Raw genomic sequence first — 24,005 nt, 5'->3', positions numbered from 1 at the left:
CTTACTGTGCCGACCCGCTGCCAACTGTCGCGGTGCAGACGCAGGTCGACACCTGTCCAAACACCCTTGATAACGTGGCAGTTAGATTGCTGAGCCCCCCACAGATCTGACCATAATCACGCCGGGAGAGGGACCGTGAGCGCCGAAAAGCCGACCGTCATCTACACGCTGACCGACGAGGCGCCGCTGCTGGCGACCTACGCGTTCCTGCCGATCGTGCGTGCCTTCGCCGAACCCGCGGGCATCGAGATCAAGACCAGCGACATCTCCGTGGCCGCCCGGATCCTCGCCGAGTTCCCCGAACACCTGACCGAAGAGCAGCGGGTCCCGGACAACCTCGCGGAGTTGGGCCGGCTGACCAAGCTGGCCGACACCAACATCATCAAGCTGCCCAACATCAGCGCCTCGGTGCCCCAGCTGATCGCCGCCGTCAAGGAACTGCAGGGCAAGGGATTCAAGATTCCGGACTTTCCGCAGAGCCCGAAGACCGACGAGGACAAAGAAATTCGCGACCGCTACGCCAAGTGCCTGGGCAGCGCCGTGAATCCCGTACTGCGGCAAGGCAACTCGGACCGACGCGCACCCAAGGCCGTCAAGGAGTATGCGCGCAAGCATCCGCACAGCATGGCGCCCTGGTCGCCGGCGTCGCGCACCCATGTCGCGACCATGCGCGGCGGCGACTTCTATCACGGCGAGAAGTCGATGACGCTGGACCGCGCGCGCAACGTGAAGATGGAGCTGGAGACCGAAAGCGGCGAGACGATCGTGCTCAAGCCGATGGTGTCGCTGCGCAACGCCGACGTCATCGACTCCATGTTCATGAGCAAGAAGGCCCTCGTCGAGTTCTACGAGGAGCAGATGCAGGACGCCTACGAGACCGGCGTGATGTTCTCGCTGCACGTCAAGGCGACGATGATGAAGGTCTCCCACCCCATCGTCTTCGGCCACGCCGTGAAGATCTTCTACAAGGAGGCCTTCGCCAAGCACCAGGAGCTCTTCGACGAACTCGGCGTCGACGTCAACAACGGATTGGTCGATCTGTACAGCAAGATCGAGTCGCTGCCGGCGTCGCTGCACGAGGAGATCATCCGCGACCTGCACGCCTGCCACGAGCACCGGCCCGAGCTCGCGATGGTCGATTCGGCCAAGGGCATCACCAACTTTCATTCGCCCAGCGACGTGATCGTCGACGCGTCGATGCCGGCGATGATCCGCGCAGGCGGCAAGATGTGGGGCGCCGACGGTCGGCAGAAGGACACCAAGGCCGTCAACCCCGAGTCCACCTTTTCCCGGATCTACCAAGAGATCATCAACTTCTGCAAGACCCACGGGCAGTTCGATCCGACGACGATGGGCACGGTCCCCAACGTCGGGCTGATGGCGCAGCAGGCCGAGGAGTACGGCTCGCATGACAAGACCTTCGAGATCCCCGAGGGCGGCGTCGCCAACATCGTCGACCTCGACACCGGGGAGGTCCTGCTCACCCAGAACGTGGAGGCCGGCGACATCTGGCGCATGCCCATCGTGCGGGACGAAGCGATCCGGGACTGGGTCAAGCTGGCCGTCACCCGGGCGCGCAACTCGGGCATGACCGTGGTGTTCTGGCTCGACACCGAACGCCCGCACGAGGTCGAGCTGCGCAAGAAGGTCAAGGAGTACCTCAAGGAACACGACACCGAGGGCCTGGACATCAACATCATGCCGCAGGTGTGGGCCATGAGGTACACGCTGGAGCGCGCGATGCGCGGCCAGGACACGATCGCCGCCACCGGAAACATCCTGCGCGACTACCTCACCGACCTGTTCCCGATCCTGGAGCTGGGCACCAGCGCCAAGATGCTGTCCATCGTGCCGTTGATGGCCGGCGGCGGAATGTACGAAACCGGCGCGGGCGGTTCGGCGCCCAAGCACGTCCACCAGCTCGTCGAGGAGAACCACCTGCGCTGGGACTCCCTCGGTGAATTCCTGGCTCTGGGAGCGTGTTTCGAGGACATCGGCATCAAGACCGACAACGAGCGCGCCAAGCTCTTGGGCAAGACGCTGGATGCCGCGATCGGAAAGCTGTTGGACAACAACAAGAGTCCGTCGCGCAAGACCGGTGAACTCGACAACCGCGGCAGCCAGTTCTACCTGGCGCTGTACTGGGCCCAGGAACTCGCCGCGCAAAACGACGACGAGGATTTGCGCGAGCGCTTCGCCGCGCTGGCTGACTCGTTGGCCGAGAACGAGGACACCATCGTGGGCGAACTCGCTGAGGTGCAGGGTGAGTCGGTCGACATCGGTGGGTACTACTACCCGGACAGCGAGAAGACGACGGCGGTGATGCGGCCGAGCAAGACGTTCAACGAAGTGCTGGCCGCCGCACAAGGCTGACGCCGCAGGAAAGGCACCGATGTCGAGCCCGGGTTCCAAAGAAGCCAAGATCAAGGTCAAGGGCCGCGTGGTCGAGCTCGACGGCGACGAGATGACCCGCGTCATCTGGAAGCTGATCAAGGACCAGCTGATCCTTCCGCACCTCGACATCGATCTGGACTACTACGACCTGGGCATCGAGCACCGCGACCGCACCGACGACCAGGTGACGATCGACGCGGCCTACGCCATCAAGAAGCACGGCGTGGGCGTCAAGTGCGCGACGATCACCCCCGACGAGGCTCGCGTCTCGGAGTTCAACCTCAAGAAGATGTGGCTCTCGCCGAACGGGACGATCCGGAACATCTTGGGCGGCACCATCTTCCGCGAACCGATCGTCATCTCCAACGTGCCGCGCCTGGTTCCGGGCTGGACCAAACCGATCGTCATCGGCCGCCACGCGTTCGGCGACCAGTACCGGGCGACCAACTTCAAGGTCGACAAGCCCGGCACCGTCGCCATCACGTTCACCCCGGCCGACGGCAGCGAGCCGATGGTCCACGAGATGGTGTCCCTGCCCGACGACGGCGGCGTGGTGATGGGGATGTACAACTTCAAGGACTCCGTGCGCGACTTCGCGCGCGCGTCGTTCAAGTACGGCCTGAACGCCAAGTGGCCGGTGTACCTGTCCACCAAGAACACCATCCTCAAGGCCTACGACGGCATGTTCAAAGACGAGTTCCAGCGCATCTACGACGAGGAATTCAAGGAGCAGTTCGAGGCCGAGGGCCTGACCTACGAGCACCGGCTGATCGACGACATGGTCGCCGCCTGCCTCAAGTGGGAGGGCGGCTACGTGTGGGCGTGCAAGAACTACGACGGCGACGTGCAATCCGACGCCATCGCCCAGGGCTACGGCTCGCTGGGGCTGATGACCTCGGTGCTGATGACGGCCGACGGCAAGACGGTCGAGGCCGAGGCCGCGCACGGCACCGTCACCCGGCACTTCCGCCAGTACCAGGCCGGCAAGCCGACCTCGACCAACCCGATCGCCTCGATCTTCGCCTGGACGCGGGGACTGGCGCACCGCGGCAAGCTGGACGACACCCCCGAGGTGGTCGAGTTCGCGCAGACGCTGGAAAACGTCGTCGTCTCCACCGTCGAGAGCGGGAAGATGACCAAGGACCTCGCCATCCTGATCGGGCCCGACCAGGAGTGGCAGCAGAGCGAGGAATTCCTCGACTCGATCGCGGAGAACCTGGAAAAGGAACTGGCTAGCTAGCCGGCGGCCGGTGCCGGTCGGAAAGCCGGTCCGGGCCCGCGGTGCACTCGTCGATGAAGTCGGCGATGGCCGCGGTGATCCGCTCCGGCGCCTCGAACATCGGCACGTGCCCGACGCCGTCGAGCTTGGTGATCTTCGTTCCCTCCGGCAAAAAGTCGGTGAAATGCCGGCTGAACCTGCTGGGCGGCACCACCCGGTCCTTCTCGCACAGCACCAGCTGCACGGGCACCGCGGTCTGCGCCAGCTCCAGCAGGCCGGGCTGCAGCAGCGACTTGATCAGCAGCTGGAAGTACGCCGGGCAGTGCGCGGCGTCGTCGACCACACCGCGCAGTTGCTCGTCGCTGACCCCTTCCGGGGTGGCGCTCAGCGGCAGGGTGGCCAGGCGGCGGCTCAGCGGCAGCCGCAGCGCGCGCGGGCCCAGCAGCCGGGCCAGTCCCAGGATCGGCATCCCGGCGATGAACTTGCTGATGACCTCGAATTTGACCGGGCTCCAGCGCGTCCACCCGCCCGCGGCGCCGACGCCGGTGACGCTGCGCGCCCGCCCGCGTCGCTCGAGCTCGAAGGCCACCCAGCCGCCCAGCGAGTTGCCCACCAGGTGCGCGCTCTCCCAGCCGAGCTGGTCGAGCTGGCGTTCGACGTGGTCGGCCAGCACCGACGAGCTCAGCAGCCAGGTGCCCGCGTAGGGGCCGCCGTTGTGCCCGGCCATGGTCGGGGCGAAGACCTCGTAGCGGCCGGTGTCGGCCAGCCGCGGCGCCACCGGATCCCACACCGTCTGCGACATCAAAAACCCGTGGAGCAGCACGACCGGCTCGCCGGAACCGAGATGAATCGGGGGACGGGCCGAGTGCGACGCCGAGTGAGCGGGGCTCACGAGCGAGGAGCCAAGCAGACGAGGTTGTGCATAGCCCGACATTAAAGGCGGTACCGCCGGTATCGCAAGGCGGGCCGATCGCGAGCGGCCGGCACGCCGCGCACTCGGCATCGAGGGTGAGGCTGGCCGCACACCGGGCGGGGCGGCCGCGCGTGAAAAGATCGGTGCATCATGAGCACCGCTACCGGATCCAGCCGCATTTTCTCCGGCGTGCAGCCCACGTCCGATTCGCTTCACCTGGGTAACGCGTTGGGCGCCGTCACCCACTGGGTCGAACTGCAGGACGACCATGACGCGTTCTTCTGCGTGGTCGACCTCCATGCCATCACCGTCGCCCAGGATCCCGAGGCGCTGCGGCGGCGGACCCTAGTCACCGCCGCCCAATACCTGGCCCTGGGCATCGACCCGGCGCGCAGCACCGTGTTCGTGCAGAGCCACGTGCCCGCCCACTCCCAGTTGGCGTGGGTGCTGGGCTGCTTCACCGGCTTCGGGCAGGCGTCGCGGATGACGCAGTTCAAGGACAAGTCGCTGCGCCAGGGCGCCGACTCCACCACCGTGGGTTTGTTCACCTATCCGGTGCTGCAGGCCGCCGACGTGCTGGCCTACGACACCGACCTGGTGCCGGTGGGCGAAGACCAGCGCCAGCACCTCGAGCTGGCCCGCGACGTGGCGCAGCGGTTCAACGCCCGATTCCCGGACACGTTCGTGGTGCCCGACGTGCTCATCCCCAAGGCGACCGCGAAGATCTACGACCTACAAGACCCCACGTCGAAGATGAGCAAATCCGCGGCCACCGACGCCGGGCTGATCAACCTGCTCGGCGATCCGGCGTTGTCGGCCAAGAAGATTCGGTCGGCGGTGACCGACAGCGAGCGCGAGATCCGCTTCGACACCGACGCCAAGCCCGGCGTGTCCAACCTGCTGACCATCCAGTCGGCGGTCAGCGGCGTCGGCGTCGACAAGCTCGTCGAGGGCTATGCCGGAAAGGGTTACGGCGATCTGAAGAAGGACACCGCCGAGGCGGTGGTCGAGTTCGTCGCCCCGATCAAGGCCCGCGTCGACGAACTGATGGCCGACTTGGCCGAATTGGAGGCCGTTTTGGCGGCCGGCGCCGAACGGGCCCAGGATGTCGCCGGGAAGACGGTCCAGCGGGTTTACGATCGGCTTGGGTTCCTTCCGCAACGGAGGTAAGACGTTTCACCATGAGCGAGCCGGCCGAGGAGGGGTTTCTTGATCGGCTGCGGTCCCGGCACGGGTGGCTCGACCATGTCATCCGCGCCTACCAGCGTTTCGACGAGCGCAACGGCGGGTTCTTCGCCGCCGGCCTCACGTATTACACGATTTTCGCGTTGTTCCCGTTGCTCATGGTCGGTTTCGCGGTGTTCGGCTTCGTGCTGGCCCGGCGGCCGCACCTGCTGAGCACGATCGATGACCACATCCGGTCCCAGGTGTCGGGCACGCTGGGTAATCAGCTGCAGGAGTTGATGAACTCGGCCATCGACGCCCGGACTTCGGTCGGTGTCATCGGTCTGGTCACCGCGGTGTGGGCGGGGCTGGGCTGGATATCGCACCTGCGGCAGGCGCTGACCGAGATGTGGTGGGACTCGCACGTCGAGTCGCCGGGCTTCGTGCGGAGCAAGTTCTCCGATCTGCTGGCGATGGTGGGGACGTTCGCGGTGATCCTGGCCACCGTCGCGCTGACCACCGTCGGCCACGCCGCGCCGATGGCCGCGTTGCTGAAATGGCTTGGCGTGCCGCAATTCGCGGTGTTCGACTGGCTGTTCTGGCTTTTCTCGATCCTGATCGCGACCTTGGTGTCGTGGCTGCTGTTCACGTGGATGATCGCGCGCCTGCCCCGGGAGAAGGTCAGCTTCGTCGATTCGATGCGGGCCGGGCTGATCGCGGCCGTCGGCTTCGAAGTGTTCAAGCAGGTGGGGTCGATCTATTTGAAGACGGTGTTGCGCAGCCCCGCGGGCGCGGCGTTCGGTCCGGTGCTGGGGTTGATGGTGTTCGCCTACATCACCGCCTATCTCGTGTTGTTCTGCACCGCGTGGGGGGCGACGGCATCCACCGACCCGCGCGACCGCCCTGTGGAGCCCCCGGCCCCGGCTATCATCGCGCCGCGGGTGCACATGGACGAAGGTCTGAGCACCCGCCAGACGCTGACCGCGATGGGGCTGGGAGCCGTTGGGGCGCTGGCACTTTCGCGGATTGCCGGGTTGGCCCGCCGTGGCCGCTAGCTGACCAACTTCAAGCCCGCGATGCAGGCCACGATGCCGCCGATCAGCAACAGCTTGGTCAACGACGCCGGTTCCTCGCCGATCAGCGCCGCGTAGCCCACCGTCAGCACGGCCCCGACGCCGACCCAGACCGCGTAACTGGTTCCGACCGGCAGCGTGCGCATCGCGGTCGCCAGCCCTGCCATCGAAAGCGCCAGCGCGACAACGAAGACCAGCGAAGGGCCGAGCCGGGAGAAGCCGTCGGACTTGTTCAGGGCGGTCGCCCACACCGCCTCCAGGACGCCCGACGCGACCAAGACGAGCCATGCCATTGCGCACCTCCACGGCGCCCGTCTTGTCGCTGGCCGGGTACGGGGCCCCTCGTCCGGTGTCAGGTGCTGACGTCTCCGATGTTAACGCTCAGAGCCAGTCGCCGCGCGCCATGACGTCGCTCACCCGCAAATCACGGTCGAGCACCACAAGATTGGCGTCGTAGCCGGGCAGCAGGCTACCGACCCGTTCGAGCCCCAGCGCGCGCGCCGGCGTCGCCGACGTCACCTGAACTGCCGCGGCCAGCCCGGCGTCGCGGTTCGCGCCGAACCCGGCCACGGCGCGAAAGAGCCGATCCATGGTGGCCGTGCTGCCCGCGATCGTCGACGTCCCCTGCACCCGCGCGACGCCGGAGACCACGTCGATGCGTACCGCGCCGAGCCGATACGCGCCGTCGGCGCGGCCCGCCGCGGCGATCGCGTCGGTGATCACGGCGACGCGGTCCGCGCCGGCGGCCTCGATCACCGCGCGCGCCACGTCCGGGTGTAGGTGCACGCCGTCGGCGATGAGCTCGACGGTCACCCGTGGGTCCCGCAGCAGCGCGAGCGCCGGGCCGGGGTCGCGGTGGTGCAGCGGCGGCATCGCGTTGAACAGATGCGTGCCCACCGTGGCGCCCAGCTCGATGGCGCGGCGGGTCTGCTCGTAGGTCGCATCGGTATGGCCCACCGCCACAACTACTCCCGCGTCCAGGAAACGCCGGATGGCGGCGTCGGCGCCGCGCAGCTCCGGCGCCAGGGTGACCATCTTGATCGCGTCGCCGGCGGCGGTCAGCAGCGCGTCGATCTCGTCGGGGTCCGGGTCGCGCATCTGGGTGCGGTCGTGGGCCCCGCACCGTGCCCGGCTCAGCCAGGGGCCTTCGAGATGGATGCCCGCGATCGTGCCACTCCTGGTGGCGTCGGTGAGCGCGCGCACCCCACTGAGCAATTCCGGGGGAGCGGCGGTCACCAGGCTGGCCAGCGTCGTGGTGGTGCCGTGACGCAGGTGGAAGGCGGCGGCCTCGCCGATGCCGTCGGCGTCGGTGTAGGAAGCGCCCCCGCCGCCGTGCACGTGCATGTCGATAAATCCCGGCACCACAGTGCAATCGGGGTAGTCGCGGTCGGGCGGGCGCGGCGGCGGCCCGGGCGCGGCGGCCGCGATCCGCCCGCCAGCGGTCTCGAGCCAGCCCGGTCGGCAGAGTCGCCCGTCCACGACCATGGTTCCCGCGGCGATCAGTCCCACCGGCCGCCATTCTCCCAGAAGTGGCGGATGTCCTCGAGCTGGCGGCCCTTGGTCTCCGGCGCATACCGATAGACGAAGACGAACGCGATCAACGCGAACGCGGCGAACGCCGCGAAAGTCCCTGCGCCGCCCAAGGAATGCAGCATGGTCAGGAAGACGGCGGCGATGATGGCGTTGGCCACCAGGTTGGAGGTCAGCATGGTGCTCGACCCGATGGAGCGCAGCCGGGACGGGAAGCTTTCGCTGGCGTACACCCAGCCCAGGGAGCCGAAACCCATGGTGTAGCCGAAGATGAACAGCAACACGCCGGCGAACCCGGCGACCGCGCCGCCGATCCCACGGCCGAACACGGCCATCAGCACGACATCGGCGCCGATCATCATCGCGGTGCCGCACAACAGGATTGGCCGCCGGCCCACCCGGTCGACCAGCAGCAGCGCCGTGCCGACGGCGGCCAATCCGGCCACCTGGACCAGCGCCGGCAGACCCAGCAGCGCGAAATTTCCGGTGAAGCCCATGGCCTCGAAGATCCGGGGGCTGTAGTAGATGATCGCGTTGATGCCCGTGATCTGGATCAGGAAGCCGAGAACGACGACGAAGACAGTCGCCCGAAGATAGGGCCTGCGAACCATTTCCGGCAGCATCTCGGAGAGCCGGCCGCCACCTTCGCTGACCGCCCGGCCGATATCGGCCAGCTCGTCGTCCACCCGCGCGTCGGGCTCCACCCGCAGCAGCGCCCGCCGGGCGTCGTCGACCCGGCCTTTGAGCACGTACCACCGGGCCGTATCGGGCATCCGAATCACCAACGGCGCCAACAGCAGTGCGGGCACGCACGCCAACCCCAGCATCCACCGCCAGCTGTGCGTGCCGGCCAGCAGGTAGCCGGTCACGTATCCGACAATGAGCCCGCTGACGATCGCCAGCTGGTAAGCCGTCAGCAGCGAGCCACGCACCGCCGTCGGCGCCGATTCCGCCACGTACACCGGGACGACCACGACCGTCACGCCGATGGTCAGCCCGACGAGCAGGCGCGCCCCCAGCAGCATCGTCAGCGACACCGAGAACGCGGCCAGCAGCGCGAAAGCCGCGTAGGCGAACAGGATCAGCACGACCGAGCGTTTGCGGCCGATCACGTTGGCCAGCACACCGGCGCCGAGCGCCCCGATGATCTGGCCGATCACCACCATCGTCGTCAGCAGTTCCTGTTGCCGCGTGGACAGCCCGAAATCCTCGGTGACGAACAACTGCGCACCGGCGATGATGGACAGGTCATAGCCATAGATGACGCCCACGCTGGCGGCGGTCAGCCCGACCAGCAGGCCGCGCCGCGATCCGGTGCCCACCGGCGCTCAGCGGTGTTGGGGTCGGCGGTTCATCGAGCGTGCGGCCATGATCAAGCTAAACACGATGATGGCGCCGATGACAGCGACGCCCACCCGGACCGGCATGGCGTCCGCCGAGCCGATGATCGCGCCGGCCGCGGCGTTATTGGCGAGCCGGTCGGCGGCGGTGTCGCTCTTGGCGGGCGCCAGCGACGGGTCGGGAGCGACCAGCGAGCCGACCTGCGTGCCCTGCGGGGTGGCGAACCCGTAGTCCAGCAGATGGGCGGCCTGTTCCCACGGCGCGATCGGTTGCCGCGTCCCGTGCAGCAGCACCGCCACCAGCCGCCGCCCGTCATGGTTGGCCGCGCCCACGAACGTCTGGCCCGCGTCGTCGGTGTAGCCGGTCTTGCCGCCCAGGGCGCCGGGATACTTGTAGAGCAGCTGGTTGTCGTTCTCCAGCTCGTAGCCGGGGTGGTCGCCGTGGCCGGGGAAGTCGAACGTCCGGGTCGCGACGATGTTGGCGAACGTGGGGTTCTGCCACGCGTAGCGATAGAACAGCCCGATGTCGTAGGCCGAGGTGCTCATGCCGGGCGCGTCCAGCCCGGACGGCGTCGCCACCCGGGTGTCCTGGCCGCCGAGCTTGGCGGCCAGCACGTTGATCTTCTCCAGCGCTTGCTGCATGCCGCCGAGCTGCATGGCCAGCGCGTGGGCGGCGTCGTTGCCGGAGTGCATCAGCAGCCCGTGCAGCAGCTGGTTGACGGTGAACACGCCGCCTTCCTGGACGCCGACCTTGGTGCCCTCGGCGGCCGCGTCGTCGGCGGTTCCGGCGACCGACTTGTTCAGGTTGAGCGTGTTGATGGCGGCCATTGCCACCAACACCTTGATGATGCTGGCCGGGCGGTGCCGGCCGTGCGGGTCTTTGGCGGCGATGACCGCGCCGCTGTCCAGGTCGGCCACCAGCCAGGCCTCGGCGGACACATCGCCCGGGAGCGGCGGCGTGTTGGGTGCGGCGACAATGCCGCAACTGGCCAGGGCGTCACCCCCCACCGGCTTGGCGGGCACCGCCAGCGGGATCGGGGGATCCCCGGCCGTGGGGACCTCCGACGAGTCCACCGCCGGCGGGGTGTTCACCTTGTACGGGCAGCTCGCGGGCGCGGCGTTGGGTTCGGCGCCGGGTTCGGCCTTGGCGGGGGGCAAGGCAATCGTGGCGGGAGCCCAGGCCACGAAACCCGCTGCGACCAGGCACGACATCGAACGTAGGAAGCTCATCGTCTGTGCACATTAAGCGATCGGGGGCCCGAATTCGGGGAGCCGCGCTGTGACTGATGAGACGGAAGTTACTCAGCCGGGGCGGCGGCCCCGGGATACGCTGGGCGCGCGGTCCGCGGGAAGCGCCCGCCCGCACCGACTTCAGAGGATTCGCCATTCCCGACGACCGATTGTGGGCCAGGCTGCGGCGCCGGCGCGACGGCGCGGCCGGTGTCGCCCCGCGCGCGCTGAAGGATCTGCTCAAACAGGTGGAGAAGGCGACCCAGGTGCGGCGTTCCGGGCTCGATCAGGTGCTGGCGGAACTCACGCTGCATCGTGACGCTGCCACCGAGCCGGAGCTGCGCTCGGCGCTGGCATGGTTGTGCAATGCCGTCTCGCGGTTCGGGCGCAACCCGAGCGCCCCGCACGCCCGCGAGGTGATGCTGGCCGCCGACGCGGTCAGGCGCGCGGGCTAGTGTCTAGTGGCGATCGCAAGCGCGGCGAAGCCGGGCGCAGCGGGTCGCCACCATCCGGCTAGAGCCGCGCCGACTCCTCGTGCAGCACCTCGCGCAGGATGGCCTCGATGGTGTCGAACTCGGCCTGGCCGCTGATCAGCGGCGGCGCCAGTTGAATGACCGAATCGCCACGGTCGTCGGTGCGGCAATACAACCCGGCATCGAACAGTGCCGAGCCCACCCGCGCCAGCAGCGGCCGGCGCTCATCGTCGCTGAACGTCTGCTTGGTCGCCTTTTCCTTGACCAGTTCCACGCCGTAGAAAAACCCCTCGCCGCGAACGTCGCCGACGATCGGCAGGTCGTAGAGCTTTTCCAGGGTGGCGCGCAAGGCCGGCGCGTTGGCCCGGACGTGATCGTTGAGCCCCTCGCGCTCGAAGATGTCGAGGTTGGCCAGCCCGACGGCCGCCGAAACCGGATGGCCGCCAAAGGTATAGCCGTGCGGGAACATCGTCGCGCCGTCGTTGAACGGCTCGAACAGGCGCTCGCTGGCGATCATCGCGCCGATCGGTGAGTAGCCCGACGTCATTCCCTTGGCGCAGGTGATCATGTCGGGCACGTAGCCGAAGTCGTCACAGGCGAACATCGACCCGATGCGGCCGAACGCGCAGATCACCTCGTCGGAGACCAGCAGCACGTCGTATTCGTCGCAGATTTCCCGCACGCGCTCGAAATAGCCTGGGGGAGGCGGGATGCTGCCACCGGCGTTCTGCACCGGTTCCAGGAATACCGCCGCCACGGTGTCGGGGCCCTCGAACTCGATGGCCTCGGCGATGCGGTCCGCGGCCCACTGCCCGAAGGCTTTCGGGTCGGTGCGCAGCGGTTCCGGTGCCCGATAGAAGTTGGTGTTGGGCACCCGGAAGCCGCCGGGCGTCACCGGCTCGAAGGGCGCCTTGTACCGGGGCAGCCCGGTGATCGCCAGGGCGCCCTGGGTGGTGCCGTGGTAGGCGACCGATCGCGAAATCACCTTGTGCTTATCGGGTTTGCCGGTGAGCTTGAAGTACTGCTTGGCCAGTTTCCACGCGGTCTCGACGGCCTCGGTGCCGCCGGTGGTGAAGAAGACGCGGTTGAGGTCACCCGGGGTGTAGCCGGCGAGGCGCTCGGCGAGCTCGATCGCCGTCGGGGTGGCGTATCCCCACAGCGGAAAGAACGCCAGCGTGCCCGCCTGCCGGACGGCGGCCTCGGCGAGCTCGGCGCGGCCGTGACCGACCTGCACGGTGAACAGCCCGGATAGGCCGTCGAGGTAACTCTTGCCGCGGTCGTCGAAGATGGTGACGCCCTCACCGCGGGTGATGATCGGCGGCGTGATTCCCGGGCCGTGCCGGGAGAAGTGCAGCCACAGGTTGTCGGTCATTGGTGGTGAGCGTAGCGCCCGCTTCGGGCTCGGTTGGATTGCCCGACTCCTCACTCGCGCCGTTTCGGTGCTCGCCGTCGCCGGGCTTGGTTGGATTGCCCGGCTCCTCACTCGCGCCGTTTCGGCGCTCGCCGTCGCCGGGCTTGGTTGGATTGCCCGGCTCCTCACTCGCGCCGTTTCGGTGCTCGCCGTCGCCGGGCTTGGTTGGATTGCCCGGCTCCTCACTCGCGCCGTTTCGGCGCTCGCCGTCGCCGGGCTAGGCTCGGCGATATGACCTCAGCGCAACAGGTCAGCGAATTCGAGTCGTTGCGACCGCATCTCATGTCGGTCGCCTACCGGCTGACCGGCACGGTCGCCGACGCCGAGGACATCGTCCAAGATGCCTGGCTGCGCTGGCACCGCCAGGACCCCGACAAGGGAACGCAGATCACCGACCTGCGGGCGTGGTTGACCACGGTGGTGAGCCGGCTTGGTCTGGACAGGCTGCGCTCGGCGGCGCACCGGCGCGAGACCTACACCGGAAACTGGCTGCCCGAGCCCGTCGTCACCGGATTCGGCCCGCCTGCTTCCGAAGCCGACCCGCTGTCCGCGGTGGTGGCCGGCGAGGACGCCCGGTTCGCGGCGATGGTGGTGCTGGAGCGCCTCTCGCCTGACCAGCGGGTCGCGTTCGTCTTGCACGACGGGTTCGACGTGCCGTTCGCGGAGGTTGCCGAGGCGCTGGGTACCAGCGAGGCCGCCGCCCGGCAGCTGGCCTCGCGGGCCCGCAAGGCCGTCGCGGCCGAGCCACCGCCCGAACCCGACCCATCGCACAATGAGGTGGTGGGAAAGTTGTTGGCCGCCATGGCCGCCGGCGATCTGGAGGCGGTGGTCTCCTTGCTGCACCCGGACGTCATCTTCACCGGCGATTCAAATGGCAAGGCGCCCACCGCGGTTCACGTCATTCACGGCCCGGACAAGGTGGTCCGGTTCATGCTCGGCCTGGCAAACCGCTACGGGCCCGCCTTCTACACGTCCTATCAAGCAGGACTGGTCAACGGCGAGCTGGGCATCTACACCGCCGGCTTCCCCGCTGCCGACGGCTACCGCGAGATGTGCCCGCGGATCATGGCGATGACGGTGCGCGACGGAAAGGTTTGCGCCTTATGGGATGTCGCCAATCCCGAGAAGTTCACCGGCTCTCCGCTGCGGCGCGAGCAGCCGTAAGTCAGTCGAGTCAGGCGCAGATTGGAGAGAGCACATGGGCGGCAGCGTCACCGAAACGTTGGGCAAATTGATGTTCCGCGGTATGGACATGATGCGCCACCGCAGCGCCTTCGACGTCGGCGCTGCGACCCCGCAAGGTAAGGACTTCACCGGTTTCGACAAAACGCGGCAAATCTTGTTGGTGACGTTCAAGCGTTCCGGCGAGGCGATGCCGAGCCCGATCAACCACGGTGTCGCCGACGGAAAGATCTACGTGCGAACGGATGCGTCCACCGGAAAGGTGAAGCGGATCAACAACAATCCGCGTGTCGTGGTGGTGCCCAGCAGTCTTCGCGGCAAGCCAAAAGGGCAAGCGGTCGCCGGAAAGGCCAGGATCTTGCCCGAGTCCGAACACGCCCACGCGTACAAGGTGATTGCGGCGAACTGGAGCCTGCCGATGAAGTTATTCGAGCGCGGTCTGGACAAGGGCAGCGCGGCGCTCAGTATTCCGACCACCTACATCGAGATCGAACCCGCCCAAGAGGGCTGATCAGCCCACGCCCTGGTTTGCTAGCCAACGGGCGACGACCCGCTGCGCCCGGCTACGCCGCGCTTGCGATCGTCGCTAGCCCAGGGAATCCGGCACGCGTCACCCGAATTGAAGCCTTGCTCGGTGATGCCCAGCGCGGTGTTCACCCGCGCCCGCATGTTCTCCAACCCAATTTGATAGGTCAGCTCGAACACCCCGGCGTCGCCGAAGCGGGCCCGCAGGTCGTCGACCTGCTCGTCGGTGACGGTGTGCGGATCGGTGGTCATCGCGTCGGCATAGGCGATGGCGGCGCGCTCGTCGTCGGTATAGGCCGGCGAGGTGGCGTAGTTGTCGATCTCCTTGAGCCGCTCCACGTCCAGGCCGTCCAGGCGCTGCAGCATCGATCCGAAGTCGACGCACCACGAGCAGCCGATCTGGCGCGCGGTCCACAACACCGCCAGCTCACGCACGCTGGCCGGCAGGGTTTTCGACGCCCGCTCGACCATCGTCTCGTGCATGGCGCTCGCGGTCATCAGCTTGCGATGATGCGCGGCCACGGCGAACGGTTCGGGAACTTGGCCGTAGCGACGCTTGGCTATCCGGTACATGGCCCGGATCAGCAATCCGGCGCGCTTGGGGGGCAGGGGCTCGATGCGGGTTTTCTGTGTCATACCCCTCAGACGAGACAGCCCGGCGATGTGTGACGAGCAGACGCGGCAGATCAGCGCGAGAACATGATCGCGCGCTTGACCTCCTGGATCGCCTTGGTGATCTGGATGCCGCGCGGGCAGGCCTCGGTGCAGTTGAACGTGGTGCGGCACCGCCACACGCCGTCGACCTCGTTGAGGATGTCCAGGCGCTCGGCGGCGGCCTCGTCGCGGCTGTCGAAGATGAACCGGTGGGCGTTGACGATCGCGGCCGGGCCGTAGTAGCTGCCCTCGTGCCAGAAGATCGGGCAGCTGGTGGTGCACGCCGCGCACAGGATGCACTTGGTGGTGTCGTCGTAGCGGGCGCGGTCGGTCGGGCTCTGAATGCGTTCGCGCGTCGGCGGGTTGCCGGTGGTGATCAGGTACGGCTTGACCGCGCGGTAGGCGTCGAAGAACGGCTCCATGTCGACCACGAGGTCCTTCTCGACCGGCAGCCCGCGGATCGGCTCGACCGTGATGGTCAGCGGTTTGCCCGCCTTCTTGGGGAGCAGGTCGCGCATCAGCACCTTGCAGGCCAACCGATTGACACCGTTGATCCGCATGGCATCCGACCCGCACACCCCGTGCGCGCAGGAGCGCCGGAAGGTCAGCGTCCCGTCCAGGTAGCTCTTGATGTAGATCAGCAGGTTGAGCATCCTGTCGCTGGGCAGGCAGGGCACCCGAAAGCTTTGCCAGCCACCGGTTTCCGCGTAGGCATCGGGCTGGTCGGGGTTGAACCGGGCGATCTTGACGGTCACCATCACCGCCTCGTCGGGAACCGGCGGAAGGGGCGGTTCCAGACTTTCGGCCTGCGGCTCTGCAACGTCCGTCATCAGTACTTCCGTTCCTTGGGTTCGTAGCGCGTCTGCACCACGGGCTTGAAGTCCAGCGCGATGTCGCTCAAAAGGTCGGTGCCCTGCTTGTAGGCCATGGTGTGGCGCATGTAGTTGACGTCGTCGCGGTTCGGGTAGTCCTCGCGGGCGTGCCCGCCGCGGGACTCCTTGCGGTTCAGCGCGCCGACCACGGTGACCTCGGCCAGCTCGAGTAAGAAGCCCAGCTCGATGGCCTCCAGCAGGTCGCTGTTGAATCGCTTCCCCTTGTCGTGCACGGTGATTCGCGAATAGCGCTCCTTCAGGGCGTGGATGTCGGTCAGCGCCTGCTTGAGCGTCTCCTCGGTGCGGAACACCGCGGCGTTGTTGTCCATCGACTGCTGCAACGCGTTGCGGATGTCGGCGACGCGCTCGTTGCCGTGCTCGGAGAGGATGTCGCCCACCCAGCCGACGACCATCGCCGCCGGATCCGGCGGCATGTCCACGAAGTCGTGTCCCCGTGCGTAATTGGCGGCGGCGATGCCGGCCCGGCGGCCGAACACGTTGATGTCCAGCAGCGAGTTGGTGCCCAGCCGGTTGGCGCCATGCACCGACACGCACGCGCATTCGCCCGCCGCGTACAGGCCCGGGACCGTGGAGGTGTTGTCCCGCAACACCTGTCCGGTGACGGTGGTCGGGATGCCGCCCATCACGTAGTGACACGTCGGGTACACCGGGACCAGCTCCTTGACCGGGTCCACGCCCAGATAGGTGCGGGCGAACTCGGTGATGTCGGGCAGCTTGGCCTCGAGCACGTCCTCGCCGAGGTGGCGGACGTCGATGTAGACGTAGTCCTTGTGCGGGCCGGCACCGCGGCCCTCCAGGACTTCCAAAACCATTGAGCGGGCGACGATGTCGCGCGGTGCCAGGTCGACGATCGTCGGTGCGTAGCGTTCCATGAACCGCTCACCCTCGCCGTTGAGCAGCCGGCCACCCTCGCCCCGCACGGCCTCGGAGATCAGGATGCCCAAACCGGCCAGGCCGGTCGGATGAAATTGGTGAAACTCCATGTCCTCCAAGGGAAGTCCCTTGCGGAAGACGATGCCGATGCCGTCGCCGGTCAGCGTGTGCGCGTTGGAGGTGGTCTTGTACATGCGGCCCGAACCGCCGGTGGCGAGCACGATCGCCTTCCCGTGGAAGACGTGGATCTCGCCGGTGGCCAGTTCGTAGGCGACCACGCCGGTGGCCACCGGCCCGCTCGGCGTCTGCGTCAAAACCAGGTCCAGCGCGTAGAACTCGTTGAAGAACTGCACGTCGTGCTTTACGCAGTTCTGGTACAGCGTCTGCAGGATCATGTGGCCGGTGCGATCGGCGGCGTAACAGGACCGGCGCACCGGGGCCTTGCCGTGGTCGCGGGTGTGTCCGCCGAACCGGCGCTGGTCGATGCGGCCCTCGGGGGTGCGGTTGAACGGCATCCCCATCTTTTCCAGGTCGAGCACCGCGTCGATGGCTTCCTTGCACATGATCTCCACCGCGTCCTGGTCGGCGAGGTAGTCGCCGCCCTTGACGGTGTCGAAGGTGTGCCATTCCCAGTTGTCCTCTTCGACGTTGGCCAGCGCCGCGCACATGCCGCCCTGGGCGGCGCCGGTGTGGCTGCGGGTGGGGTAGAGCTTGGTCAGCACCGCGGTGCGCACCCGGGGACCCGCTTCCACCGCGGCGCGCATCCCTGCGCCGCCCGCGCCGACGATCACCACGTCGTACCGGTGTTGCTGGATCACGGGTCAGCCTCCCTCCGTCAGGCGTGAATGTTGGGGTCGAACGTCAGCAGCACGTAGGTGCCCAGCACCAACGTGAACCCCATCGACAGCAACAGCAGGCTGTTGAGCCAGAACCGGGTGCTGTCCTTGCGGCTGTAGTCGTCGATGATCGTGCGCAGGCCGTTGCCGCCGTGCAGCTGCGCCAGCCATAGCAGCGCGAGGTCCCAGAATTGCCAGAACGGCGACGCCCAGCGCTGCGCCACATAGTTGAAGTCGATGCGGTACACGCCGTTGTCCCACATCAGCATGATGAACAGGTGGCCGATCGCCAGCACGAACAGCGCGATGCCCGAGAACCGCATGAACAGCCAGGCGAACTTCTCGAAGTTGGGGATGCCGGCCCGGCGCCGCGGCGAGCGGGGATTGTCCAGGCTGGCGGGCCGGTCGTAGCTGCGTTGTTTGACCGGCGCCGTCTGGCCGCGGGTCAGCTGAAGGTCGGGGCTGCTCATCGGAAGTGCTCCATCATGTGGATGACGGTCACGACGCCGGCCGGGACCATCAGCAGCAGGAACACGACGCCGACGACCCAGAACATCAGGCGCTGGTAGCGCGGGCCCTCGGACCAGAAGTCGATCAGGATCACCCGGATCCCGTTCAGGCCGTGGAAGAGCACCGCGGCGATCAGGCCGTATTCCATCAGGCCGACGATGGGCATCTGATAGTCGTGGATCACCGCGTTGTAGGTCTGCGGGCTGACCCGCAGCATCGCCGCGTCCAGGACGTGCACGAACAGGAAAAAGAAGATGGTCGCGCCGCTGATGCGATGCAGCACCCACGACCACATTCCGGGATCGCCCCGGTAGAGGGTCCGCGGCGGCCTGCGTTTGCGCGAGGTCGCCGGTGCGGGTGCCGCCGGATCCGCGGTTGTCGGTTGTGTAGTCACCCCAGTCCTCACCAGCCTTCTTGCGACCTTCTTGCGACGTTGCGCGACAGTCACGCCGGGCACTTGAGCTTAGCTCGCGCACGGTGTGGCTTGCGTCAATGTCCGTCAAGCGAAATGCCGTTTTGCGGCTAGGGTGACTGTCGGAAACGGCCACCGACGAGCGGGGTTGCGCGATGCCGGAGATCGACTGGAAAACGTTGCGGGACAAGGCAATCCAGGCATCCGAAGGGGCCTATGCGCCGTACTCGCGGTTCGCAGTGGGTGCGGCCGCGCTGGTCGACGATCACCGCGTGGTCACCGGGTGCAATGTGGAGAACATCTCATATGGCCTTGGTCTCTGTGCCGAGTGCGCCGTGGTGTGCGCCCTGCATTCCACCGGCGGCGGCCGGCTGGTCGCGCTGGCGTGCGTGGACCAGCGCGGATCGGTGCTGATGCCGTGCGGGCGATGCCGGCAGGTGCTGCTCGAACACGGCGGTCCCGAGTTGCTGATCGACCATCCGCGCGGGCCGCGCCGGCTCGGCGACCTGCTGCCGGATGCCTTCGGTCCCGACGACGTGGCCGCCGGGCGTCGCTGATGCCGCCCGCCTTTGATGCGCCCACGGTGATCAGGACCAAGCGCGACGGCGGCCGGTTGTCCGACGCCGCCATCGACTGGGTCGTCGACGCCTACACCGCCGGCCGGGTGGCCGAGGAGCAGATGGCGGCCCTGCTGATGGCGATCCTGTTGCGGGGCATGGATCGCGGCGAGACGGCCCGGTGGACGTCGGCGATGCTGGCCTCGGGCGAGCGGCTCGACTTCAGCGACCTCGGCGTGCCCACGGTCGACAAGCACTCCACCGGCGGGGTGGGGGACAAGATCACCCTGCCCCTGGTGCCCGTCGTCGCCGCGTGCGGCGCCGCGGTGCCGCAGGCGTCGGGCCGCGGGCTCGGCCACACCGGCGGCACGCTGGACAAGCTGGAATCCATCGCCGGATTCACCGCCGCGCTGTCCAACCGGCGGGTGCGCGACCAACTGCGCGACCTCGGCGCGGCCATCTTCGCCGCCGGTGACTTGTCCCCGGCCGACGCCAAGCTGTACGCGCTGCGCGACATCACCGCCACCGTCGAGTCGCTGCCGCTGATCGCGAGCTCGGTGATGAGCAAGAAGCTGGCCGAGGGGGCCGGCGCGCTGGTGCTCGACGTGAAGGTCGGTTCCGGGGCGTTCACCGACTCGGAAGCGCAGTCCCGCGACCTGGCGAGCGCCATGGTCGCGCTGGGCGCCGCGCACGGGGTGCCCACCCGCGCGCTGCTGACGGACATGAACACCCCGCTGGGCGCGACCGTCGGCAACGCCCTCGAGGTCGCCGAGTCGCTCGAGGTGCTGGCCGGGGGCGGGCCGCCCGACGTCGTCGAGCTGACGCTGCGGCTGGCCTCCGAGATGCTCGAGCTGGCCGGCGTCGACGGCCGCGATCCCGCCGAGACACTGCGGGATGGCACCGCGATGGACCGGTTTCGCCAGCTCGTCGCCGCCCAGGGCGGCGATTTGTCGGTGCCGCTGCCGATCGCTCGGCATGCCGAGACCGTGACTGCCACCCGGGGCGGCACAATGGGCGATATCGACGCGATGGCAGTGGGGCTGGCGGCTTGGCGGCTCGGAGCGGGCAGATCCCGTCCGGGCGATCGCGTGCAGTTCGGCGCCGGCATCCGGCTGCATCGCCGCCCCGGCGAGCCGGTCACGGCCGGTGAGCCGCTGTTCACCCTGTACACCGACACCCCGGAGCGCTTCGGCGCGGCGCTCGCCGAGCTGGACGGCGCCTTCGGCGTCGGCGACGCCGCCCCGGCTTCGCGTCCGCTGATCATCGATCGGATCTCGCAATGACCGCGCCGCTGGGCCTCGAGCAGATCCGCAAGGCCCCCAAGGCCCTGCTGCACGACCACCTCGACGGCGGGCTGCGCCCGTCGACCGTGCTGGAGATCGCCGGGCAGACCGGCTACGACGAGCTGCCCGCCACCGACGTCGACGAGCTGGCGACGTGGTTTCGCACGCGTTCGCACAGCGGCTCGCTGGAGCGCTACCTGGAGCCGTTCTCCCACACCGTCGCGGTGATGCAGACCCCCGAGGCGCTGCACCGCGTCGCCTACGAGTGCGTCGAAGACCTGGCCGCCGACTCGGTGGTCTACGCCGAGGTGCGGTTCGCACCCGAGCTGCACATCGACCGCGGGATGTCCTTCGACGCGATCGTCGATGCCGTGCTGGCCGGATTCGCCGACGGTGAGAAGGCCTGTGCCGGCGCGGGCCGTCCGATCGTGGTGCGCCTACTGGTCACCGCGATGCGGCACGCGGCGGTGTCCCGCGAGATCGCCGAGCTGGCAATCCGGTTCCGGGACAAGGGCGTTGTCGGCTTCGACATCGCCGGCGCCGAGGCCGGCAACCCGCCGACGCGCCACCTGGATGCCTTCGAGTACATGCGAGACCACAACGCGCGCTTCACCATTCACGCCGGCGAGGCGTTCGGCCTGCCGTCCATCCACGAGGCGATCGCGTTCTGCGGTGCCGACCGGCTGGGGCACGGGGTGCGGATCGTCGACGACATCGACGTGCTGCCCGACGGACAGGTCCGGTTGGGTCAGCAGGCGGCGATCCTGCGGGACAAGCGAATTCCGCTGGAACTGTGTCCGAGCTCGAACGTGCAGACCGGCGCCGTCAAGAGCATCGCCGAGCATCCGTTCGACCTGCTGGCCCGCGCCCGGTTCCGGGTGACCGTCAACACCGACAACCGGTTGATGAGCGATACCTTCATGAGCCGCGAGATGCTCCGCCTGGTGGAGGCGTTCGGCTACGGCTGGAGCGACCTCGAACGGTTCACCATCAACGCGATGAAGTCCGCGTTCATCCCGTTCGACGAGCGGCTGGCCATCATCGACGAGGTGATCAAGCCGCGATACGCGGTGCTGATCGGCTGAGCCGCCGGTGCGACGTTCTCAGATGTGCCCGGGCATCCCCATCGACGGGTCGGCCGCCGGCATGGGTGGTGGCTCCACCATCGGCGGCGGGGCCATCGGCGGTGGTTCTACGGGGGCCGCGGCCATGGGCGCCAGCGGTTCCGGTGGCGGCGCAATGGGCGGCGGGGGTGGCGGCGGGGCGTACGGGCCACCCGCGCACGCCGGGTCGCTGGGCATGCTGATGCAGCTCAAATCCGCGGGGCCGGTGGGCGCCCCGCCCATGGCGTACGGGCCGCCCTGGCACTGCGCCAGCCCCGGCATCCCCGCACATCGGGGATCCGACGGGTTGGTGGGAAGGCCGGGATCGGGATCGTCGAGCGGCGCGGCGGGTGTGCGCGCGAAGCCGGGTGCCGCGTTCGCCGGGATCGTCGCACCCGTCGTGGCCGTCCCCAAAATCGACAGGGCCACAGCCGTTTTCGTCATCGTGCCGCGCAACCTCGAGGCCGTCACCCAGGTCATCGTTCCCCCCGATACATGCGGACCGGGAGCGCTGCGCCCCCGCGTTATTCGATCAGTCTGCTCCATCGCGGCCAAATCCGGTAGCCCAGAACGGATCCGGGTCGACGGACAGGCCGATGGCGCGGACCGTGCCGGCCAGGTGGGTCTGCACCGCGGTCGCCGCCCGCGCGCGATCGCCGTCGCGCAGGGCTTCGGCGATACCCCGATGCTCCTCGAGAATCGTGGCCACCCGGTCGGGGTCGCGCAGCGTCGATTCGCCGATCATCCGCATCTGGCGGTCGCGCAGGGACGCGTAGAAGCCGGACAGGATGGCGTTGCCCGACTCCTGCAGCGTGATGGCGTGGAAGGCGCGGTCGGCCTCCACGAATTCTCGCCAGTTTGCCGCGGCGGCCGCGTCGCGTTGCCTGGCAAGCTCGCCGGATAGGCGCCCGAACACGGCGGCGCATGCGGCGCCGCCGCGCCCGATCACCTTGCCCGCCGCGAACTGCTCGAGCACCAGCCGCGCCTCCATCACCGCGCGCACCTCGTCGGGCGACACCGGAACCACCAGGGCCCCCCGCTGGGGATACAGGCGCAGCAGCCCCTCGGCCTCCAGCCGCAAAAACGCCTCGCGCACCGGCGTGCGCGACATCCCCAGCGCGCTGGCCACGTCGCCCTCGCTGATCAGCTCGCCGCCGGGGAACTCGCCGGTGAGCACCCGCGTCTTGACGTAGTCCAGCGCGCGGTCCTTGGCCGTCCCCGTCCGCCTGTCCTTCGCCGCCACACCCGGCCCTTCTGGTAGCTAAGTCGTATCTCAACCGACCGATTGACCGTACACCGGCCGCGTCTAGCTGCGACGTTTGACACTTAGATACAAGATAAATACTATTTAGATACCAGATCCACCTGAGCGGCAAGGGGGACCGACATGCAGCAGCTAGCGAGCCCGAACCTGGACCCGACGGTCCCCGCGCCGATGGTCAACGTCGCCGAGTACGCGTTCGAGGGGCGGTTCGAAGAGTGGGCCGAGCAGGCCGAATACTTCGAGTACTCCAGGGCCGCCAACCCGATCGGCTCGGGGCTGACCCCGCGGGTGCCGATCCGGCGGTTCGGTCCCGAGCTCTACCTTGACGCGCCGACCGGCGTGATCCCGCTGGACCTGTCGGCCGAGCTGGGTGGCCCGGCCGGCGCGGCGACCAGCCCCGCGCTGCTGGCCAACTTCGTGTCCATTCGTGCGAACGAGCACGTCGACACCCACCCCAACGCCACCTCGCAGCTGTATTACGTGCTCTACGGGCGGGGGTTCGCGGCGGTCAACGGTCGCCTGATCGAGTGGGAGAAGGGCGACTTCGTGACGCTGCCCGCCGGCGCGCACTCGGTGTTCTATGCCGGCGCTCACACGGCCATGTACTGGGTGCACGACGAGCCCCTGATGCGTTACCTCGGCGCCGACGCGACCCGGCCCCGCTTCCGGGCGACCAAGTTCCGCCGCGCCGACGCCGTCGCCAAGCTGACCGAGATCGCGTCGCGCCCCGGCGCCAACGAGAAGAGCCGCGTCAGCGTCCTGCTGGCCAACGCCGAGCAGGACCAGACCCTGACCATCACGCACGTGCTGTGGGCCATGTTCGGCGTGCTTCCGCCCCATCAGGTCCAGCGCCCGCACCGGCACCAGTCGGTCGCGCTGGACCTCATCCTGGACGCGCCCGCGGCCGGCTGCTACACGCTGCTGGGCACGCGTCTCGACGAGCGGGGCGACATCGTCGATCCCATCCGGGTGGACTGGCAGGCCGGTGGCGCCTTCACCACCCCGCCGGGCATGTGGCACGCCCACTACAACGAGACCGACGAGCCGGCCCACCTGATCCCGGTCCAAGACGCCGGGCTGCAGACCCACCTGCGCAGCCTCGACATCAAGTTCACCCAGCGCCGCGATCTCGCCGCGGGCTGAGCCGGGGCCCGATGCGGGGCCCG

Annotated in this window: 23 protein-coding genes, 1 pseudogene and 1 riboswitch; of the genes and pseudogenes, 11 read left to right on the top strand and 13 right to left on the bottom strand. The window is 68.2% G+C overall.

The genetic code is table 11. The features are described 5' to 3' along the window. The first annotated feature begins 135 nt into the window (after positions 1–135). A complete protein-coding gene (locus P6281_RS21175; protein WP_009954111.1) occupies positions 136–2,373 on the top strand; it encodes an NADP-dependent isocitrate dehydrogenase in 2,238 nt (745 codons plus the stop codon). 19 nt (positions 2,374–2,392) lie between these two features. Then, on the top strand, positions 2,393–3,634 hold the full coding sequence (locus tag P6281_RS21170) for an NADP-dependent isocitrate dehydrogenase (RefSeq protein WP_009954109.1): 1,242 nt from the start codon (positions 2,393–2,395) through the stop codon (positions 3,632–3,634). Here the strand turns inward: P6281_RS21170 and P6281_RS21165 are convergent. Continuing rightward, entirely contained in the window at positions 3,627–4,436 is an 810-nt protein-coding gene (locus P6281_RS21165) for an alpha/beta fold hydrolase (RefSeq protein ID WP_014383222.1), read from the bottom strand. The two genes, P6281_RS21170 and P6281_RS21165, sit on opposite strands and share 8 nt — an antisense overlap. A 240-nt stretch (positions 4,437–4,676) precedes the next feature. Here P6281_RS21165 and trpS point away from each other — a divergent pair, with 240 nt between their 5' ends. Both trpS and yhjD read left to right on the top strand, forming a co-directional pair. Next, positions 4,677–5,696, top strand: coding sequence for a tryptophan--tRNA ligase (trpS, locus tag P6281_RS21160; protein ID WP_014383221.1), 1,020 nt, complete (start codon positions 4,677–4,679; stop codon positions 5,694–5,696). Positions 5,697–5,707: 11 nt separating this feature from the next. Continuing rightward, on the top strand, positions 5,708–6,745 hold the full coding sequence (yhjD, locus tag P6281_RS21155; RefSeq protein WP_009954105.1) for an inner membrane protein YhjD: 1,038 nt from the start codon (positions 5,708–5,710) through the stop codon (positions 6,743–6,745). Here the strand turns inward: yhjD and P6281_RS21150 are convergent. The 4 genes from P6281_RS21150 to P6281_RS21135 form a co-directional block, all read right to left on the bottom strand. Beyond that, positions 6,742–7,056 (bottom strand): DMT family transporter, encoded by a 315-nt coding sequence (locus P6281_RS21150; protein WP_009954104.1) that lies wholly within the window; start codon positions 7,054–7,056, stop codon positions 6,742–6,744. The genes yhjD and P6281_RS21150 overlap by 4 nt on opposite strands. Before the next feature lie 13 nt (positions 7,057–7,069). Continuing rightward, positions 7,070–7,132: riboswitch (guanidine-III (ykkC-III) riboswitch) on the bottom strand. A 12-nt stretch (positions 7,133–7,144) separates the two neighbouring features. Further along, the gene (nagA, locus tag P6281_RS21145) at positions 7,145–8,272 is read right to left on the bottom strand and encodes an N-acetylglucosamine-6-phosphate deacetylase (RefSeq protein ID WP_014712291.1); all 1,128 of its coding nucleotides are present in this window, start codon (positions 8,270–8,272) and stop codon (positions 7,145–7,147) included. Next, positions 8,263–9,615 carry a sugar porter family MFS transporter gene (locus tag P6281_RS21140; RefSeq protein ID WP_009954102.1) on the bottom strand — a complete coding sequence of 451 codons (1,353 nt, stop codon included), beginning with the start codon at positions 9,613–9,615 and terminating at the stop codon, positions 8,263–8,265. The genes nagA and P6281_RS21140 overlap by 10 nt, the downstream gene beginning before the upstream one ends. Before the next feature lie 6 nt (positions 9,616–9,621). Beyond that, complete coding sequence (locus P6281_RS21135) at positions 9,622–10,863, bottom strand: D-alanyl-D-alanine carboxypeptidase family protein (protein WP_014381024.1); 1,242 nt, start codon at positions 10,861–10,863, stop codon at positions 9,622–9,624. Between the two features lie 170 nt (positions 10,864–11,033). On the opposite strand from P6281_RS21135, the gene P6281_RS21130 reads away from it, so the two are divergent. Then, positions 11,034–11,318 (top strand): hypothetical protein, encoded by a 285-nt coding sequence (locus tag P6281_RS21130; protein ID WP_324738983.1) that lies wholly within the window; start codon positions 11,034–11,036, stop codon positions 11,316–11,318. 58 nt (positions 11,319–11,376) lie between these two features. Here the strand turns inward: P6281_RS21130 and P6281_RS21125 are convergent, their stop codons facing one another. Further along, complete coding sequence (locus P6281_RS21125; RefSeq protein ID WP_324738513.1) at positions 11,377–12,708, bottom strand: aspartate aminotransferase family protein; 1,332 nt, start codon at positions 12,706–12,708, stop codon at positions 11,377–11,379. Between the two features lie 270 nt (positions 12,709–12,978). Between P6281_RS21125 and P6281_RS21120 the strand changes: the two genes are divergently transcribed. Together P6281_RS21120 and P6281_RS21115 are read left to right on the top strand one after the other, a co-directional pair. Continuing rightward, positions 12,979–13,911, top strand: a complete 933-nt coding sequence (locus P6281_RS21120; RefSeq protein WP_008260015.1) for a sigma-70 family RNA polymerase sigma factor — start codon at positions 12,979–12,981, stop codon at positions 13,909–13,911. A 34-nt stretch (positions 13,912–13,945) separates the two neighbouring features. Next, complete coding sequence (locus P6281_RS21115; protein WP_009954093.1) at positions 13,946–14,440, top strand: PPOX class F420-dependent oxidoreductase; 495 nt, start codon at positions 13,946–13,948, stop codon at positions 14,438–14,440. A gap of 20 nt (positions 14,441–14,460) precedes the next feature. Here P6281_RS21115 and P6281_RS21110 read toward each other — a convergent pair. The 5 genes and pseudogenes from P6281_RS21110 to sdhC form a co-directional block, all read right to left on the bottom strand. Beyond that, positions 14,461–15,129 (bottom strand): annotated as a pseudogene (locus P6281_RS21110) (carboxymuconolactone decarboxylase family protein); the annotation flags it as partial. A gap of 11 nt (positions 15,130–15,140) precedes the next feature. Further along, on the bottom strand, positions 15,141–15,938 hold the full coding sequence (locus P6281_RS21105) for a succinate dehydrogenase iron-sulfur subunit (RefSeq protein WP_009954091.1): 798 nt from the start codon (positions 15,936–15,938) through the stop codon (positions 15,141–15,143). Next, on the bottom strand, positions 15,938–17,692 hold the full coding sequence (gene sdhA, locus P6281_RS21100; protein WP_008260011.1) for a succinate dehydrogenase flavoprotein subunit: 1,755 nt from the start codon (positions 17,690–17,692) through the stop codon (positions 15,938–15,940). The genes P6281_RS21105 and sdhA overlap by 1 nt, the downstream gene beginning before the upstream one ends. Before the next feature lie 17 nt (positions 17,693–17,709). Beyond that, positions 17,710–18,180, bottom strand: a complete 471-nt coding sequence (locus tag P6281_RS21095; RefSeq protein ID WP_009954090.1) for a succinate dehydrogenase hydrophobic membrane anchor subunit — start codon at positions 18,178–18,180, stop codon at positions 17,710–17,712. Next, positions 18,177–18,515: a succinate dehydrogenase, cytochrome b556 subunit gene (gene sdhC, locus P6281_RS21090; protein WP_014385723.1), complete on the bottom strand. Its 339-nt coding sequence runs from the start codon at positions 18,513–18,515 to the stop codon at positions 18,177–18,179. Before sdhC ends, P6281_RS21095 begins: the two co-directional genes overlap by 4 nt. Before the next feature lie 272 nt (positions 18,516–18,787). Here sdhC and P6281_RS21085 point away from each other — a divergent pair, with 272 nt between their 5' ends. Genes P6281_RS21085 through P6281_RS21075 form a run of 3 tightly spaced genes read left to right on the top strand, consistent with a single transcriptional unit; the run spans position 18,788 to position 21,557 of the window. Further along, positions 18,788–19,189, top strand: a complete 402-nt coding sequence (locus P6281_RS21085; protein WP_014712288.1) for a cytidine deaminase — start codon at positions 18,788–18,790, stop codon at positions 19,187–19,189. Next, the gene (locus tag P6281_RS21080; protein ID WP_014712287.1) at positions 19,189–20,472 is read left to right on the top strand and encodes a thymidine phosphorylase; all 1,284 of its coding nucleotides are present in this window, start codon (positions 19,189–19,191) and stop codon (positions 20,470–20,472) included. Before P6281_RS21085 ends, P6281_RS21080 begins: the two co-directional genes overlap by 1 nt. Then, the gene (locus P6281_RS21075; RefSeq protein ID WP_008260006.1) at positions 20,469–21,557 is read left to right on the top strand and encodes an adenosine deaminase; all 1,089 of its coding nucleotides are present in this window, start codon (positions 20,469–20,471) and stop codon (positions 21,555–21,557) included. Before P6281_RS21080 ends, P6281_RS21075 begins: the two co-directional genes overlap by 4 nt. 18 nt (positions 21,558–21,575) lie before the next feature. Here P6281_RS21075 and P6281_RS21070 read toward each other — a convergent pair whose 3' ends face one another. Together P6281_RS21070 and P6281_RS21065 are read right to left on the bottom strand one after the other, a co-directional pair. Then, the gene (locus tag P6281_RS21070; protein WP_042792104.1) at positions 21,576–22,019 is read right to left on the bottom strand and encodes a hypothetical protein; all 444 of its coding nucleotides are present in this window, start codon (positions 22,017–22,019) and stop codon (positions 21,576–21,578) included. Between the two features lie 88 nt (positions 22,020–22,107). After that, positions 22,108–22,818, bottom strand: a complete 711-nt coding sequence (locus tag P6281_RS21065) for a GntR family transcriptional regulator (RefSeq protein WP_038537418.1) — start codon at positions 22,816–22,818, stop codon at positions 22,108–22,110. A gap of 144 nt (positions 22,819–22,962) precedes the next feature. Here P6281_RS21065 and P6281_RS21060 point away from each other — a divergent pair, with 144 nt between their 5' ends. Then, positions 22,963–23,982, top strand: coding sequence for a cupin (locus P6281_RS21060; protein ID WP_324738512.1), 1,020 nt, complete (start codon positions 22,963–22,965; stop codon positions 23,980–23,982). The last annotated feature ends 23 nt before the right edge of the window (positions 23,983–24,005 follow it).

Source organism: Mycobacterium sp. 5-140-3-2, assembly GCF_035666375.1.
Taxonomy (GTDB): Bacteria; Actinomycetota; Actinomycetes; order Mycobacteriales; family Mycobacteriaceae; genus Mycobacterium; species Mycobacterium intracellulare.
The sequence above is the reverse complement of the archived record's forward strand: the minus strand, read 5'-3'. Positions and strand labels throughout refer to the sequence as shown.